This is a genomic window from Pseudomonas sp. JQ36 (assembly GCF_053851495.1).
The window spans coordinates 844082-861156 of record NZ_CM132642.1 but is presented as its reverse complement, the minus strand read 5'-3'; the positions used below and the strand labels follow the sequence as shown (position 1 = coordinate 861156).

General features: G+C 62.6%; 10 protein-coding genes. 4 read left to right on the top strand and 6 right to left on the bottom strand.

Features of this window, described 5'->3' with window-relative positions:
* The first annotated feature begins 215 nt into the window (after positions 1 to 215).
* Positions 216 to 1367 (top strand): MFS transporter, encoded by a 1152-nt coding sequence (locus tag ACS4NR_RS03900; protein WP_007968263.1) that lies wholly within the window; start codon positions 216 to 218, stop codon positions 1365 to 1367.
* 117 nt (positions 1368 to 1484) lie between these two features.
* Here ACS4NR_RS03900 and ACS4NR_RS03895 read toward each other — a convergent pair whose 3' ends face one another.
* The 3 genes from ACS4NR_RS03895 to ACS4NR_RS03885 form a co-directional block, all read right to left on the bottom strand.
* Positions 1485 to 3908 carry a TonB-dependent siderophore receptor gene (locus ACS4NR_RS03895; protein WP_456019139.1) on the bottom strand — a complete coding sequence of 808 codons (2424 nt, stop codon included), beginning with the start codon at positions 3906 to 3908 and terminating at the stop codon, positions 1485 to 1487.
* A 98-nt stretch (positions 3909 to 4006) separates the two neighbouring features.
* Positions 4007 to 4990, bottom strand: coding sequence for a FecR family protein (locus tag ACS4NR_RS03890; RefSeq protein ID WP_456019138.1), 984 nt, complete (start codon positions 4988 to 4990; stop codon positions 4007 to 4009).
* Between the two features lie 40 nt (positions 4991 to 5030).
* The gene (locus ACS4NR_RS03885; protein ID WP_003223490.1) at positions 5031 to 5531 is read right to left on the bottom strand and encodes a sigma-70 family RNA polymerase sigma factor; all 501 of its coding nucleotides are present in this window, start codon (positions 5529 to 5531) and stop codon (positions 5031 to 5033) included.
* 215 nt (positions 5532 to 5746) lie between these two features.
* Between ACS4NR_RS03885 and nhaA the strand changes: the two genes are divergently transcribed.
* Positions 5747 to 6955, top strand: coding sequence for a Na+/H+ antiporter NhaA (nhaA, locus tag ACS4NR_RS03880; RefSeq protein ID WP_456020353.1), 1209 nt, complete (start codon positions 5747 to 5749; stop codon positions 6953 to 6955).
* Between the two features lie 139 nt (positions 6956 to 7094).
* On the opposite strand, the gene ACS4NR_RS03875 is transcribed toward nhaA, so the two are convergent.
* Positions 7095 to 11564: a hemagglutinin repeat-containing protein gene (locus ACS4NR_RS03875; protein ID WP_456019137.1), complete on the bottom strand. Its 4470-nt coding sequence runs from the start codon at positions 11562 to 11564 to the stop codon at positions 7095 to 7097.
* Positions 11565 to 11677: 113 nt separating this feature from the next.
* A complete protein-coding gene (locus tag ACS4NR_RS03870; RefSeq protein WP_456019136.1) occupies positions 11678 to 13405 on the bottom strand; it encodes a ShlB/FhaC/HecB family hemolysin secretion/activation protein in 1728 nt (575 codons plus the stop codon).
* A gap of 342 nt (positions 13406 to 13747) precedes the next feature.
* Between ACS4NR_RS03870 and ACS4NR_RS03865 the strand changes: the two genes are divergently transcribed.
* Together ACS4NR_RS03865 and ACS4NR_RS03860 are read left to right on the top strand one after the other, a co-directional pair.
* Positions 13748 to 14869 (top strand): HlyD family secretion protein, encoded by a 1122-nt coding sequence (locus ACS4NR_RS03865; protein WP_456019135.1) that lies wholly within the window; start codon positions 13748 to 13750, stop codon positions 14867 to 14869.
* Positions 14866 to 16458 carry a DHA2 family efflux MFS transporter permease subunit gene (locus ACS4NR_RS03860; protein WP_456019134.1) on the top strand — a complete coding sequence of 531 codons (1593 nt, stop codon included), beginning with the start codon at positions 14866 to 14868 and terminating at the stop codon, positions 16456 to 16458. Before ACS4NR_RS03865 ends, ACS4NR_RS03860 begins: the two co-directional genes overlap by 4 nt.
* 132 nt (positions 16459 to 16590) lie before the next feature.
* Here the strand turns inward: ACS4NR_RS03860 and ACS4NR_RS03855 are convergent, their stop codons facing one another.
* Complete coding sequence (locus tag ACS4NR_RS03855) at positions 16591 to 17031, bottom strand: carboxymuconolactone decarboxylase family protein (protein ID WP_456019133.1); 441 nt, start codon at positions 17029 to 17031, stop codon at positions 16591 to 16593.
* Positions 17032 to 17075 lie beyond the last annotated feature (44 nt).

Below are 17075 nucleotides of genomic sequence, written 5' to 3'. Positions count from 1 at the left end.
ACAAATCTGCTGTCATGCGCAGATCACTGTGGAAGCGAGCTTGCTCGCGAAGGCGGTGTGTCACTCACTATATTCTTTGGCTGACACACCACTATCGCGAGCAGACTCATCCCTACAGGTTAGGATATCGGCTGCACTCCCCCGAGACCTGCGATCGAACCTCGACGCGCTATCACTGTCATTCGGGGACGCGACGTTTTTTGCCAAGGACCGATATGACCAGCCTCAATCCCCAAGACACCTTCGTCCCCGGACGCCTGCAACAGATGTCGACGCGCATCGCTTTTTTCATCGCCGGCCTCGGCATTGCCGCGTGGGCGCCGCTGGTGCCGTACGCCAAGGCCCGGGCCGGACTCGATGAGGGTACGTTGGGTCTGCTGTTGCTGTGCCTGGGGGTCGGCTCAATTCTGGCGATGCCGCTGGCGGGGATTCTCGCCACGCGCTTCGGCTGCCGCAAAGTCGCCACCGGCGGTACCCTGCTGATTTGCGCGGCACTGCCGTTGCTGGCGACGGTGTCGTCGATACCGGCGCTGATCGCCACGCTGTTCATGTTTGGCGCCGGGTTGGGCACGGTGGATTCGACCGTCAACCTGCAAGCGGTGATCGTCGAGCGGGCCAGCGGCAAGAATATGATGTCGGGGTTTCATGGCCTGTTCAGCCTCGGCGGGATTGTCGGCGCGGCCGGTGTCAGCGCCCTGCTCGGCCTCGGGCTGACGCCGCTGGCGGCGATGCTGGTGGTGGTGGCGGTATTGATCGGCGCGCTGTTCAAAGCGGTGCCACACATGCTGCCGTACGGCAGTGAAAGTTCCGGCCCGGCATTCGCCATTCCCCACGGCATCGTGCTGTTCATCGGCGGGATGTGCTTCATCGTGTTCCTCACCGAAGGCGCGGCGCTGGACTGGAGCGCGGTGTTTCTCGCGCAGGAACGCGGGATCGACACGGCGTATGCAGGATTGGGTTACGCCGCGTTTGCCCTGACCATGACGGCGGGACGCTTGCTGGGCGACCGGATCGTGCGCAGTGTCGGGGCCACGCGGATCATTCTGTTCGGCGGGCTGTTGGCAGCGGCAGGCCTGTTTCTGGCGACCTTCGCCCCGAGCTGGGAAGCGGCGCTGCTCGGTTATGCGCTGGTCGGCGCCGGCTGCTCGAACATCGTGCCGGTGCTGTACACGGCGGTGGGCAAGCAGACGGTGATGCCGGAAAGCATCGCGGTGCCGGCGATCACCACGCTGGGTTACGCAGGAATTCTGGCGGGGCCGGCGGTGATCGGCTTTGTCGCCCATGCCAGCAGTTTGAGTTTTGCGTTCGGGTTGATGGCGGTGCTGTTGGTGGCGGTGGCGATTGGCGGCAAAGTCCTCAAGGTCTGAACACCATCATTGTGGCGAGGGAGCTTGCTCCCGCCGGGTTGCGAAGCGACCCAAAAAAATCGGGCCTGCTGCGCAGTCCAGCGGGAGCAAGCTCCCTCGCCACAGGGTCAGGCGTCATTAGAATCCGACGCTGGCCTGCACAAAGAACGTCCGCGGCGCGCCCACATACATCCCCGAATTGTTGTCGCTGGACCGGGTGAAGTACTGCTTGTCGAAGACGTTTTTCACCCCGGCGCCGAGCTTCAGGTTCGACACCTGCGGCCCGAAGTCATACCCGCCGCGCACGTTCCAGGTCACGTAACCCGGGATGTCGCCGTACTGCCCGTCGGCCGTGCCTTCGGTGATGTAGTTGCCGTTGAAGCTGCCATCGGCGTTGACCCCGGTGCCCGGCGAGCGCTGTTTCGATTGGGCGAAACCGTCGATGTTGTAGGTCCAGCGATTGACGTCGTAGCGCAAGCCAACAGTCGCCACCTGCCGCGAATAGAACGGCAGATCACGCCCCTTGAAGCCCGGAATTTCACCTTCGTAAGTCGCACGGGTGTAGGTGAAACCGGCGTTGGCGGTCAGACCGTCGAGACGCGGATCGAGCGCTGCCATGTCGTAGTGCACCGAGGCTTCGATGCCCTGATGCTTGGTCGCGCCGAGGTTGGTCCAGCCGACATCGTTGCTGATGTATTGCAGCTCGTCATCGAAGTCGATGTAGAACAGCGTCACTTCCCCGCCCCACACGTCATTGTTGTAGCGCGTACCGATCTCGTAGGTCTTGGCCTTTTCCGGCTCCAGGCCGTTGGCGGTCTGGTCACCCGCGCCGCCCTGGCCGAGCTGGAAATACTGCAGACTGCCGAACGAGGTTTCGTAGTTGGCGAACAGTTTCCACGCGTCCGACAGGTGATACATCACGCTCAGCGCTGGTAGCGGTTCGTTGCTTTCGATGCTGCGGTTTTTCTCCGGCACGCGTTTGCCTGCGGTGTCGAGCACGGCGCGGTCATGCCAGTCAGTGCTGATGTGTTCGAAGCGAATGCCCGGGGTGATGGTCCAGTTGCCGACGTCGATCTTGTTGTCGACATACACCGAGTTGGCCTCGGTGCCGCCGGTGCGGTCCTGGAACACATGGCCGTCGGACGTCGGCGTGACCACCGGCTGATTGTTGACCAGCGCCAGACGGCTCGACTGCTCGTGCATCGCCTCTTTCAGGTAGCGATAACCAATGCTGACTTCCTGGGTGGTCGGGCCGACGTCAAACACGCGCGACACTCGCGGCTCGACACCGAGGGTGTAATAGGATCGCGGGTACGAGCTGAGGGTTTTCTGATCGCGGGCGGCGATGGTGCTGCCGCGAAAGCTGTCGGTGTAGTAGGTGAGGATTTCTGCCTGAGTGCGCTCGTCGATCTGCCGAATCCACTTGAACGACACGTCTTTGCGCCGACCGCTGAAGTTGTCGTAATCGCGCACCGAGTCGTACGGCTTGTCGTCGTACTGCTTCTGCGTCAGGCCACCGGGCATGTCGGCGCTGGCATCGTAGTAATGGAAATTGAGGCTGAAGTCGTCCTGATCGGTCGGCGCCCAGTGGGTCTTGAGCAGCACGTCGTCGATGTCGTTGCCGTTGTTGCGCTCGCGATAACCGTTGCCGTTGACCCCGGAATACAACAGCGCCACGCCCATGCCGTTGTCGGCGGTGCCGCCGAGAAACGCCGTGTCGATGTGCTTCCAGCCGCCGTAACGGGTGGTTTCCAGGGTAGTGCCGATTTCCCCGGTGGCTTTTTCCGGAATGGCGCGGGTGACGAAGTTGATCACCCCGCCGACGTTTTGCGGGCCGTAACGCACGGAACCGGCACCGCGTACCACGTCGATGCTGTCGAGGTTGCCCGAGGAGATCGGCGCCATCGACAGTTGCGGCTGGCCGTACGGTGCGAACGCGGCCGGCACGCCGTCGATCAGCACGGTGGAGCGTGGCGACAGGCGCGAAGTCAGGCCACGCACGCCGACGTTCAGCGCAATGTCGCTGCCGCCGGTGCCGTTGGAGTCCTGCACCTGCACGCCGGGCACACGCTTGAGCACATCACTGACGTTCATCGCGCCCTGTTCGACCATGGCTTCGCGACGGATCACCGTGCGTGCGCCCGGGTGGTTCTGCACCACGGCGGCGTCGGCGTCACCGAGCCAGTCGCCGACCACTTTGATGTCGGTCACGCCCAGTTCCAGCGGGCCATTGCTGGCGGCGGTTGCGACTGGCGCCAGAGTCACCGAGCCTTCGTTGATCTGATAGTCGAGGCCGCTGCCCTGAAGCAATTGGCGCAACGCCTGCTCGGGGGAAAGATTGCCGTCAACCGCCGGCGCCTGTTTGCCGGCGACCAGATCCGGGCTGAAAAACACTTGCAGCGAGGTTTGCTGGGCCAGTTCGCTCAGGGCCTGACCCAGCGGCTGGGCGCGGATGTGAATGGCCTCGACGGCATAGGCCAGCGGCATCGCCGCATTGACCGCCAGCGCGAGGGCCAGCGGCAACCAAGGGGATTTTTTGTTGTTGGCTGAGGTGTTTTTCACGTCGAACGTAGTCCTGTGGAGCGCAAGAGTGTGCGTCTGTTAATGCAAACCAGTTGCAGTTGAACAGGAAGACGATGAACTCGAAAAAAACCTGAATTTTATTTTGAAATTATTTCCTGACTGCCATCGGCCAAGGTGCGAACGGCCACCGGCAGGATGTCTGGCAGGGCCTTGAGCAAGGCGTCGGTATTGTCGGATTTGAACACGCTGGTCAGGCGCAGACTGGCCACGGCCGGATTGCTGACCGTCAGCGGCTTGTCGCGATAACGCGAAACTTCCGCCGCCACTTCGCCGAGTCTGGCGTTGTTGAACACCAGTTTGCCGCTGCGCCACGCCGTCAGTTCGGCGGGGTTGACCGCGTAGGCGGCAGCGACTTTGCCCTCGGCATCGACATGGGTGCCAAGGCCTGCGGTCAGGTTGATGAATTGGTCGTCCGGCGCACTGCGCCCCTGCACCTTGACCGTGCCCTGCTCCACCGCGACCCGGGTTTGCGTGACATCGCGGCGCACGTCGAAACGGGTACCGGTGACCGTGACCTTGCCGCTGCCGGCCTCGACCACGAACGGGCGCGCGGTGTCGTGCTGAACGCTGAACAGCGCCTCGCCTTCGCTCAATTCGATCAGCCGCCGATCCTTCTCAAAACGAACCTGCAGACGGCTGCGGCTGTTCAGGTCGATCACCGATCCGTCCGGCAGCGCCACATGTTTGCGCTCACCCAACGCCGTCGCGAACTCGGCGCTATAGCCGTCCGGGTGATTCAGACCACTGAACAAACCGAGGCCGAGCGCCACCGCCAGCACACTGGCCGCCACCGCATAGCGCAGCAGCGGGCGACGTTCGCGGCGAGTTGGCGGGGCTTCGACCAGGGCCTTGAGGCGTGGCGCCGGCAGCAGATCGGCCGCTGTCCACAGGCCTTGCAGCAACTGGAATTCGTCACGGTGTTGCGGATGCTGGTTCAGCCAGTCGTCGAAGCGCTGCTGTTCGTCGGCGCTGATCAGCGGTTCCTGTAAACGCACAAACCAGCTTGCCGCTTCATCGCGCACCGTTGTTTGCCCGCACGCGCAATCACGGGTATCCATCATGGAATGTCCTGTCGGGCTGAGGATGAAAAGCGGCGGCCGCTCATGACTGCATGCCGTCGAGGCGATCGCGCAAGTGGCGCAGGGTGCGGATCATATACTTTTCGACCATGTTCCTCGACAGCCCCAGGCGTTCAGCGATTTCCGCCTGGGTCAGGCCTTCGATCTTCTGCCAGACGAAAATCTTCCGGCAGTTGAGCGGCAGTTCCTGCAGCGCCCGTTCGATGGAGTCGGCCAGCTGGATCGCCTGCATGTAATGCTCCGGGTCGCCGGTGGACGACACACTGTGATCGATCGCCTGCGACTCCATGGCTTCCCGCCGGTCCTCACGCCGATAACCGTCGACCGCAATATTGCGTGCGGTCTGGTGCAGATACGCCCGTGGCTGCTGCACCGCTGCCGAATCGGATTCAAGCACCCGCACAAAGGTGTCGTGCGCCAGATCCTCGGCCTGCGCGCGATTGCGCAGGCGCCGGGTCCAGGTGCCGATCAACTCTTCGTAATGCTCGAAAAAGCCGGGTCTGCGGGGCAGCATGGGGTTCATGACAGCGTGCTGGGGGAAAGAGGCGTGAATAGTAATGCTTCCTATTAAGCCCGGCAATTCATTCCTTGGAAACGCTCGATTCAAGGGCAACCGTCAGTAAAACCGCGCCTTCCCCCACCTATTGTGTAAAATGCCGCCCGGGTGCCACCGCAACAACGCGGCAGGGCAGGTTTAATTCAGCGCAGGTCGGGCCGCCGCGCGGAGTCGCCGTGCCTATGAGCCACGATCCGTCACGCCCGCATGCTGCCCCTGCCCGTCAGCAGTCGCCGTCTGCCCTGGCCTTTCTCACCCGATTCTTCGCCGCCGAGTCCGCCGGTGGCCTGATTCTGATGGCCGCTGCCCTGGCCGCGCTGCTGGTCGCCAACTCGCCTTGGGCGGCCACGTATTTCTCGACCTTGCACATCAAGATCGCCGGTCTGTCGATCGAGCATTGGGTGAATGATGGCCTGATGGCGATCTTCTTCATGCTGGTGGGCCTGGAGATCAAGCGCGAAATGCTCGCCGGTCAATTGTCGACCTGGGGTCAGCGCGCGCTGCCGGGCTTCGCCGCGCTGGGCGGGATGCTGGTCCCGGCCTTGATCTACGTTGCGATCAACTGGGGCAATCCACAGACCCTGAGCGGTTGGGCGATCCCCGCGGCCACCGACATTGCTTTCGCTTTGGGCGTGCTGTCGTTGCTGGGCAAACGGGTGCCCGTGTCGCTGAAAATCTTCCTCTCTGCGCTGGCCATCCTTGATGATCTGGGCGCAGTGGTGATCATCGCGATTTTCTACACCAGCGGCCTGTCGTTAAGCATGCTGCTGGCCTCGTTGGCGGTGATCGCATTGCTGGTGATCCTCAACCGCTGCGGCGTCAGAAAGCTGTGGCCGTACCTGTTCGCCGGCGCCCTGCTGTGGTTCTTCATGCTGCAATCGGGGATTCACGCGACCCTCGCCGGGGTGATTCTGGCCCTGTGCATTCCGCTGGGTAACCCGGAAGACGAGCACAACTCGCCACTGCTGTACCTCGAAGAAAAAATGCATCCGTGGGTAGCGTTCGCCGTGGTGCCGATTTTCGGCTTTGCCAACGCAGGGGTGTCGCTGACTGGCATTTCCCCGAGCAACCTGCTTGAGCCGGTGCCACTGGGCGTGGCGCTGGGGTTGTTGTTCGGCAAGCAGATCGGCATCCTCGGCCTCGGCGCTCTGGCGATTCGCAGCGGCCTGGCGCAACTGCCGCAAGGCGCGAGCTGGCTGCAACTGTACGGCGTCGCCCTGCTCTGCGGGATCGGCTTCACCATGAGCCTGTTCATCGGCGCACTGGCCTTCCCGGGCGCGCCGCATCTGGTCGATTCGGTGAAGGTCGGCGTATTGCTGGGTTCGATCCTGTCGGCGCTGCTGGCGGTGGTCGTGCTGATGAATGCGGGTAAGGCGAAGGCTTCGAGCTGACCGCCAGATCGGGTCGAGACAGAAAACCAATGTGGGAGCGGGCTTGCTCGCGAAAGCGTCAATTCAGTCAGCTAATTTATCGACTGAACCACCGCCTTCGCGAGCAAGCCCGCTCCCACAGTTTTTACAGCGGTGCTGCTCAGCCTTTTTCGTCGATCCCGGCCTGTAGGGTCTGGCTGTCCAGATTGCCGCTCAGGGTCACCGGACCGACTTTCAGATTGCCGTTATCGAACGACACCTTGGGTGCGTTCTCCTCGGTTTTCTGCGGCAGATCCAGTCCGGCTTTCACTCCGTATTCACGGTTGACCAGATCGCTGCTACCGACTTTCGAAGCCCCCAGATCCACTTTGCCCTCAGTCGCCGAGATCCGCGCGCCGGTCAGCTGCGTGCCACCACCAACGTTCAACTTCACACCCTGATTGCCACTGATGGCGGACGCCTGCGCCACGCTGTCTTTATGCGCGTATTCACCCTGCGCTTTCAGCGTCGGTTTGTAGTCGGTGCCGGCGAGTTTTTCCTTGTCGCTTGGTGGGTTCTTCTTCGCGGTCAGGCCCAGATCGACATCGACCTTGGCTTGCGTCTTCGAGTCCTGACGGCTTTCGACGGTCAGATCACCGGCAACCTTGCCGCTGGCCGTTTTCGCATCGATCCGCGCGCCCGACAGTTGCGCATCGCCTGCGCTATTGAGTACCACGCTGTCAGCCTTGATCTGGCTGTTCTGCCGGGTGGTGCCTTGCAGGTAATCGACGCCGACCTTGGCCCCGGCGTTGAAGCCGTGGTCACTGCTGGCCTTTTCATCGGCTGCGGTCGGGGTCTTGCTGCTCAGATTGCCGCCGGCATTCAGTGCAACGTTCCAGTTGTTGCGGCTCTCGGTGGACTGCGCCGACTCCTGAATCAAACCGCCCTTCTGCGTATCGATGCTCACGTTCGGCGCACTGACTTGCGTGCCTTGCAGGTGCACCGCGTCACCGCTCAGCGCGACCCCGCTCTGGCTGTTGAGCTGGCCACCGGTCAACGTCTGCGAGCTTTCGTTGATCCGGCCGATGTTGAAGTTGCCGCTCAGGTTACCGCCCTGATCACGACTCTTCTCGCTGCTGGATTTGCTGCCGCCGCCCTTCAAACCGCCGCCGAGATTGCTGCCAGTCGCGGTGTGCGTATCAACGGCCGCTTGCAGATCAAGCTTGCCATCAGCGTGCAGATCGATAGCGCCGACGCTGTCGATCTTCGTGCCTTGCTGAACCTGATTGCCGCCGCTGCTCAGTTGCACCGGACCGTTGCCGCTGATGCTCGCCACATGGGCCTGAGTGTCAGTGGTCTGCTTGCCGGTGTGATCGAGCTGGAACCCGGCGCCGAGGTCGACGTTGGTGCCGTCGGTGCCCGGCAAGGTACCGACCGTCAGCGAGCCGTTGCCGCGCAGGCTGGAGTCGCTGCTGCTCTGGCGGTCAGTGGCCTGATTCAGCGCCAGATCGCCGCCGGTCTTGATGCTCACACCGCCCTGGCCGCCGTCGAAACGGCTGCCGGCGAACTGCGCGTCACCGCCCACTTTGATGTTCACGCCCTGACTGCCGGCAAAACCGCCGACCACTGCGGTGCTGCTGTCCTTGCTGCTATAGCTGTTGCCACCGGCACCGCTGCCGGCGACGTTCACGTCTTCGCCGGTCTTGGTGTAGACCCGCACGTCGACCTTGGCGTCCACTGAGTTATCGGTGCTGCTGTGGGTGTTGCTCGCGGCATCGGCGACCAGTTTGTCGGCGCTGATGTTGACCTTGCCGTTGCTCGCGCTGTACTGGGTGCCCTGGTCGTGCAGGGTGCCGGCAGTTTTCACCTCGACACTGCCACCGTCGAAACGGCTGACTACGGCGTTGCTGTTGTGCTCGGTCTTGTCGGCGCTGCCGTGACCGATCGCCACGTCGAGGCCGACGTTCGGCTGGCCAAGATTGCTCAGGGCTTCCTTGTCCGGCACCTTGCCGTTGAGCACATCCTTGACTGCACCGGCAATCGGGCGGGCGATGTCCTTGTATTCGACGTTGGCGCCGATATCCGCCGACCAGTTGCTCTGGTTGTGAGTGCTGCTTTCGGTGTTGCTCGCGGCGCGGTTGTCGATCTCGTTGGCCGCGACGTTCAAACCGTTGCCAGCCTTGACCTGCGCGCCTTCGGTCAGCAGTTTGTCGGCATTGATGTTCAGGCTGCCGCTGCTTTGCACATTGGTGGTTTGCGCGGTGGTTTTGCTGCTGCTGTCTTGCGTGGTGCTGTGGGCAAAGTCGACGCCACTGCCAGCGCGGTCGAGGCCACCGGTGTAGTAGAAACCACCGCCGGTGCTGGAGGTGTCGGTCGAAGTTTTGTGGCTGTCCTGTTCGGCCAGCAACGACACATTCTTGCCGCTCAGCGTAGTGTCGCCAGCAGTGGATTTGACTTCACCGCCCTTGATCGTCAGATCGCCGCCGGCCTTCACTTGCACGCTGCCACCGCTGAGGCTCGAGCCTTGCTGGTTGACGTCGTTACGGGTGACGGTTTGCTGCTTGTCTTCGTAGTGCACCCCGGCGCGGTATTGCTCCGGCGTTTGCTCTTTGGCGTAGGCTTCGAAGCCACGGGTCTCAGTGGTCGAGCTGCTGTCGTGAGTGTTCTGCGTGGAATGCACGTTCACATCACCGGCAGCGTCCGCCGTCAGCGCACCACCGGCCTTGACCGTGGAGCCGGCGACTTCGATGTCCTTTGCACTTTTGAGCTTGAGGTTGCTGTCGGACACCAGCTCGCTGCGCAGCGTGGTGCTGTCTTTGGCGTTCTGCCGCGACTCATCCTTGCTGATACCGAAGAACTTGCTGTCCTTGTCGTGGTTGTTGCTGTGCGAAGTGTCCTGCACACCGTCGATCACCAGCGAACCCTGATCGCTGATCACGCTGGCCTCGGTGCCGCCACGGACCTCGCTGCCGCTGATGCGCACGTCGTCAGCCTTGACGATCAGTTTGCCCGCCGCATTGATTTTGCTGCCCTGATGCCGGGTCTGACCCTTGTCAGCGTCACCGGTCTTGCCGAAGAAACCGCCGCCCACCAGATCGCCGGAGTAACTGTTGTTGTTGCTGCGACTGGTGCGCGTGGCGGTGGTGACGTCAACTTGCTTGCCCGCCAGTTTCACATCGCCGGCGCTGTTCAGTTCAGCACCTTCGGAACGCAGCAACGCGGCGGTTTGCAGCGCGATATTGCCGCCCTTCAACTGACTGCCGATGCTGCGCTGTTCTTCGCTGCTGTTGTTCCAGTCAGCCTTCCAGAGATGCTTGCGATGGTTGCCCTGATCGGTCTGGGTGTGGCTTTCGCTGGCCGCGCTCAGGCGCAGATCGCCGCCACTCTGCACATCGAGATTTTTCGCCGCTTCAACCTTGGCGGCTTTGAGTTCGGTGTCTTTGCCGGAATTCAGCTTGACGTCGCGGCTGGCGACGATCTGGCTGCCGTGCTGGCGAGTGTCACTGTCGGTCTGGGTGCGGTCGTAGGTTTCCCAGGTGATGCCGATGGTGCTGTTGCTCCAGTTTTCACGCTGCTCCTGGAGCTTGCGGCTTTCGACGCTGCTCAGGGTCAGGTTGCGCTTGGCATTGACGTTGACGTCGCGAGCACTGACATCTGTGGCGGCCAGCGTCAGATCGTTGCCGCTGTGCAGGCCGACATCACCCTGACTGCTGCGAATGCCGGCACGGGTCACTTCGAGGCTGTTGGGGATGGCTTCACCGCTGACGCTGAGGTCGCCGGCGGAACGAATCTGCACGCCGTCACGTCCGGCCACTTGCACCGCCCCCACACGCACGCCCGCGCCTTCGGCGGTGCTGACGATGTTGATGCGCCCGGCCTGCATCGCGCCGAACAGGCTGGCGTCGATGCGTTGATCTTTAGTGCTGCCAGCCGGATCCACAGCTTTGACCTGCCCGCTGGCGTAATCGACCTGATTGCGTCCGACCGTGAGGTTCAGTTGATCGCGGACGTCGATGCGGCCCTGGCTGTCGATACGCGGGGCGATCAGGTTGACCGAACCCTCGGCGTTACGCAGGCCGCCACTCTGAATCTGCAACTGACCGCTGGCGTCGCGGGTGTTCAAGGCTTGCAGTTTGCCGTCGTTCAACTCCGGACGACCGACCAGCAGACTGGCGTTAGGCGTGTTGATGAAACTGCCGCCGTTCACCGAGATGCCGTTGGGGTTGGCCAGCACATAATCGGCCGCGCGGCCGAAGATTTCCTGGGCGCCGTTGATGGCCGAAGGGTTGCGGCTGATCACCTCGTTGAGGATCACGCTCGCCGCCTGCCCCTGCAATTGCGGGTTGGCCGCCAGTTGCCCGGCGAGCTGCGACTGCCCGGCCTGCAAGGCGTTGTTCAGCACCAGCCCCTGACGGTCGACGTTGTAGTCGAGGAACTGGTTGTGCGACAGGCCCGCACCGTTGGGCGCGACGATGTTGACGATGGGCACGCCGCCCTGGGTCTGCAATTGCGCGGTGCCGCCGGGGCCGGGAGCGACCACCACACCGCCGGCGATGGCGCTGGGCAGGTGCACGGCGAAGAACAGGCTGGCGATCGCCCAGCGCAATTTGCCCCGAGGAGAAAGATGGAATGCAAAGGTGTGTGCTGGCATAAAAACGTCTCCATGTAAGTACGGCATCACGGCGCGCGATTTGGTCTTGGCCGTGGCTGTCACGCTCAGATCCGACGGCTGTTTGTTCACTGCTTGATAGGTTTCGGTGGTGCTCATATCTGCAACCCCACGCGCATCAGCCAGGTCTCTGGCTCGTGCTGCAAACCTTTAGGGGTGTTGAGGGCGCGTTGGTAATCGACGTCCACTTGCAGATTCTTCCAGCCCAGATTCAGCCCGACGCTGGCACCGCTCAGGCGTTGGCCCTGAGCACCGTGATCGGCCTTGAGCCAGCCGTTGTCCAAGCCCACGCGCGGGGTGATCTGCAGCGGCCAATCGCTGCGCAGCGGCAGACGCAAGGTGTTGCGCCAGATCGCGCCGCTGGCACCGGATGCGCTGCTGACCCGATAACCGCGCACCGCCGAATCGTCGGTGCCGAGCAGTTGTTCGATGGCCGGCAACGGGTCGGGGCTGTATTGCAGATTGAGCTGACTCTGCCACTGCCACGCTTGCGCGCCGAACTGGCCGTTGCGCCACTGGCTGAGGCCGGCGCGGTACTTGCGAAACTGCGCTTTGGGCAGGTTGCTGACCACGTGATTGGCGTCGTCATCGGCGCCCAGCCAGCGCAGGCCTTGCGAATAGGTGAAGTCGAGGTTCCACACCGCACGGTCGAGCCAGAACAGATTGAGTCCGGCTTCGGCCACGGTCAGCGTCGGGCTTTGAATGCCCAGACGGACATTTTCCAGATAGCTGTCGACGTCTTTGTGCGCCAGTTGCAGGTTGGCGCTGAGCTGGCGGCTCTGGTCGCGCCACAACACGCGGTCGGCGCGCAGGCTCAGTTGATCGGTGATGCCGGTGCTGTACAAGGTCGCGCTGGGCAGTTTGAACGGCGCGCGATATTCGGCGTGGCTGGCGAACGCGCTGTAGGTCCAGTAGCCGTAGGGAATCGCGTAATACAGGCTGGCGTTGCGACTGTAGCGGTCGCCCTGATTCGACGTGTCGCTGGCACTGAGGCTCAACAGATCGTTGAGTTGCAACGGGCTGTCGAAGCTCAGGCTGACGGTATCGCGATCACGCCCGGTGCTGGCGCTGCCGAGGTTGTCCATGCCCAGGCCCAACGCCCAGCGCGACTGCCCGGCCGTGCGCGAACGCAGGATGATTCGCGACGCGCCGGGCTGGCTGCCGGGGGCGATGTCGGCGGTCAGGTCAATCGAGCGCAAGCGGTTCAACTGATCCAGGCCCTGCTCCAGATCGCGCAGGTTCAGCGGCTGGCCGAGCATGTGCGGGAACGCGCCGCCCAGCGAAACGGGCAGGCTCTGATCGGCCAGTTCGATGGACTCGATGTAGCCCTCGTCGATCATGATGTCCAGCGACTGCCCCGCCGCCGGCGCGCTCAACAGGTACGGGCGGCTGGCGATGTAGCCCTGCTCGACGTAGGCGGCGGTGATGGTCGCCAGCAGATGGTTGATCTGACCGACGCCCATGCACGGCGCCAGCAGCGGTTTGATCCGGGCGTTGAGCTTGGCGCTGTCGATCAGCGTGACGCCGCCAATGCGCGTGCCGCTTAGCGGCCAGCAGCGCTCATCGGGGGTGACGGTTTGCGGGATCGCCGGGGTGACCGGTGCCGGGCCGAACGCACCGCGCTCCAGTTGGCGCTTGCGCTGTTCCATTTGCAGTTGTTGCAGATCGCGCTGTTGCTGTTGCTGCTGGCGCAGCACTTCCTGGCCCGGCGCAACAGGGTCAGCCGCTTGAATCGAGGAAGCACACACACTCAACACAAAGGCCGACAACAGCGGGCAAAGCGTAGAACGACGACGAGAAACAACGCGAAGCGAATACGGCACGCAACATCCTTGCAATCATAAAATGGCGTAATGCCACTTCATCAATGCTGGTGATAGTCAGAGCCTTCCTACACAAATGCAAGACGCTTCCTACAGCGCTTACATTTCTTAAACAATTGATTTTGCTGTGTTCAACGCCACTCCATCAGGGTTTCCCCGAGGCTTTTCATTGGGTTCTCGAAGACCTGTCCCGTATTAACGACGCTGTCGTTTATCTAACCCGCTCCAAACCCCGAGTGCTGGCAAGCAACTGACGGCCGGCACAAAAATTCAATTGCCACAAAATATTACTCACGTCATATTACAGCCGTAATAACAGCCCGTTTTCGCAGGTATTACGCAATGACCAGCATGCCCACCCTTGAGCCAGACCTGTCTGCCCCGGTCTCCCCCGCCAAGCCGCCACTGCGCAAGCGCCTGCTGCTGACCGGCTCTGGCCTGATCGCGCTGATCGTGGTCGGCGTGTACGCCAGTCATTGGTGGGGCACCGGGCGTTTTCTCGAAGAGACCGACGATGCCTACATCGGTGGCAACGTCACGGTGATCGGGCCGAAGGTCGCCGGGTACATCGAAGAAGTGCTGGTCAGCGACAACCAGTCGGTGAAGGCCGGCGACGTGCTGATCCGCCTCGACGCGCGCGACTATCGCGCCAACCTCGCCAAAGCCGAAGGCGCAGTCGCCGCCGAAGAAGCGCTGTTGGCTAACCTCGACGCTACCGAGCAATTGCAGCAAGCAGTGATCGGCCAGGCCCGCGCCGGCATCGATGCCGCCGGTGCCGAAACCGCCCGCTCGCGGGATGACAATGCGCGCTACAAACGCCTGGTCAGCACCAATGCCGTGTCGGTGAAAAGTGCCCAGCGCGCCGACGCCACCTTCAAGACCGCTCAGGCCCTGAGTGCGCGTGCCCAGGCCGAACTGCTCGCCGCACAGCGCCAACTGGCGGTGATCGACACTCAGAAACAACAGGCCCGCGCCGCCCTGCAACAGGCCCGCGCCGAGCGTGATCTGGCGCAGTTGAATCTCGGCTACACCGAGCTGCGCGCGCCGGTTGACGGCGTGATCGGCAACCGCCGCGCGCGGGTCGGCGCCTATGCCCAGGCCGGTTCGCAACAGTTGTCGGTGGTGCCGGCCAGCGGTCTGTGGGTGGATGCGAATTTCAAGGAGGACCAACTGGCGCGGATGAAACCCGGACAACGGGTGAGCATCCGTGCTGACGTGCTTTCCGGCCAGGAGTTCCACGGCCGCCTCGACAGCCTCGCCCCGGCCACCGGCTCGCAATTCAGCGTGCTGCCGCCGGAGAACGCCACCGGCAACTTCACCAAAATCGTCCAGCGGGTGCCGGTGCGCATCCTGCTCGATCCGGCCGACGGCGTACTCGGGCATCTGCGGCCGGGGCTGTCGGTCACCGCTGAAGTCGACACCCGCGCACAAGCCGAAACCAGCGCCGTGGCCGTCGCGCCATGAGCACCGCCCTCACCGCCCCGGCGCAACCGTTCAACGCCGCCGACATGGCCACCGCGACCAAAGTGTTCGCCTTCGCCACGATGTGCATCGGCATGTTCATCGCGCTGCTGGACATCCAGATCGTCTCGGCGTCGCTGCGTGACATCGGCGGCGGACTCTCGGCCGGCACCGACGAAACCGCGTGGGTGCAGACCAGTTACCTGATCGCCGAAATCATCGTGATCCCGCTGTCGGGCTGGCTGTCGCGGGTGTTCTCCACACGCTGGCTGTTCTGCGCCTCGGCGGTCGGTTTTACTCTGGCCAGCCTGCTCTGCGGCGTGGCCTGGAACATCCAGAGCATGATCGCCTTTCGCGCGCTGCAAGGCTTTCTCGGCGGTTCGATGATCCCGCTGGTGTTCACCACCGCGTTCTTTTTCTTCAGCGGCAAACAACGGGTAATCGCCGCCGCGACCATCGGTGCGGTGGCGTCGCTGGCGCCGACCTTGGGGCCGGTGATCGGCGGCTGGATCACCGACATTTCATCGTGGCACTGGCTGTTCTACATCAATCTGGTGCCGGGGATTTTCGTCGCCGTGGCCGTGCCGATGCTGGTGAAGATCGACCAGCCGGAGCTGTCGCTGCTCAAGGGTGCGGACTACCTGAGCATGGGGTTTCTTGCGCTGTTTCTCGGCTGCCTGGAATACACCCTCGAAGAAGGCCCGCGCTGGAACTGGTTCAGCGATCAAACGATTCTGACCACGGCGTGGATCAGCGCTCTGGCGGGTCTGGCCTTTATCGGGCGCACCTTGCACGTGGCCAACCCGATCGTCGATCTACGCGCGCTCAAGGATCGCAACTTTGCCTTGGGTTGTTTCTTTTCCTTTGTCACCGGGATCGGCCTGTTCGCAACGATTTACCTGACTCCGCTGTTTCTTGGACGGGTGCGTGGCTATAGCGCGCTGGACATTGGTCTGGCGGTTTTTTCCACCGGGGTGTTCCAGATCATGGCGATTCCGCTGTATGCCTTTCTCGCCAATCGCATGGATCTGCGCTGGATCATGATGATCGGCCTGGGCTTGTTTGCGGTGTCGATGTGGGAGTTCAGTCCGATCACCCACGACTGGGGTTCCGCTGAGTTGATGCTACCGCAAGCGCTGCGCGGGATCGCCCAGCAACTGGCGGTGCCGCCGGCAGTGACACTGACATTGGGAGGTTTGGCACCGGCACGCTTGAAGCACGCTTCGGGGCTGTTCAACCTGATGCGCAATCTGGGCGGGGCGATCGGTATTGCCGCGTGCGCGACCATTCTCAATGACCGCACCAACTTGCACTTCACCCGCTTGGCCGAGCATTTGAACAGCAGCAACGAGGCGATGAATCAGTGGCTGGCGCAGGTCGGTGGCAACCTGGCGACGCTGGGTCAGAGCGGTGACGTCGGCGTCACCGCCGGCCTGCGTCAGCTATGGCTACTGACCTACCGCGAGGCGCAGACCCAGACCTACGGCGACACCTTTTTGATGATCATGCTGTGCTTCATCATCGCCACGGCGATGGTGCCCTTGATGCGCAAGGTACAACCACCGGCCGCGCCGAGTGCGGATGGGCATTGATCCAGATCTGCAATGCATGCCCCCTGTAGGAGTGAGCCTGCTCGCGATGGCGCCAGTTCATTCAACATTAATGTTGAACGGATAATCGCTATCGCGAGCAGGCTCACTCCTACAAAAGATTGTGTCTGGGGCTTAGAGCTGCGGGATTTTGCGGAAGCCCACCGCCAGACGGTTCCAGCTGTTGATGGTGTTGATCGCCACGCTCAGGTCGACCATTTCCTTGGGCGTGAATTGCGCCGCGACGATGTCGTAGTCTTCGTCCGGGGCGTGGGTCAGGCTCAGTTGGGTCAGCGACTCGGTCCACAGCAGTGCAGCACGTTCGCGCTCGGTGAAGAATGGCGCTTCACGCCACGCGGTGAGGGCGAACAGCCGGCGCGGGGTTTCGCCGCCCTTGATCGCGTCAGCGGTGTGCATGTCGATGCAGAAGGCGCAGCCGTTGATCTGCGAAGCGCGCAGCTTGACCAGTTCAACCAGGGTCTTTTCCAGCGGCAGTTTCGAGACCGCGGTTTCCAGGGCCATCATCGCTTTCAGGGCGTCAGGGGAAGCGGTGTAGAAATCGGTACGAGTTTGCATGGTGAGTTTCCGGGGCCAGTGAATGTGTGACTAAGGTAGTCCCA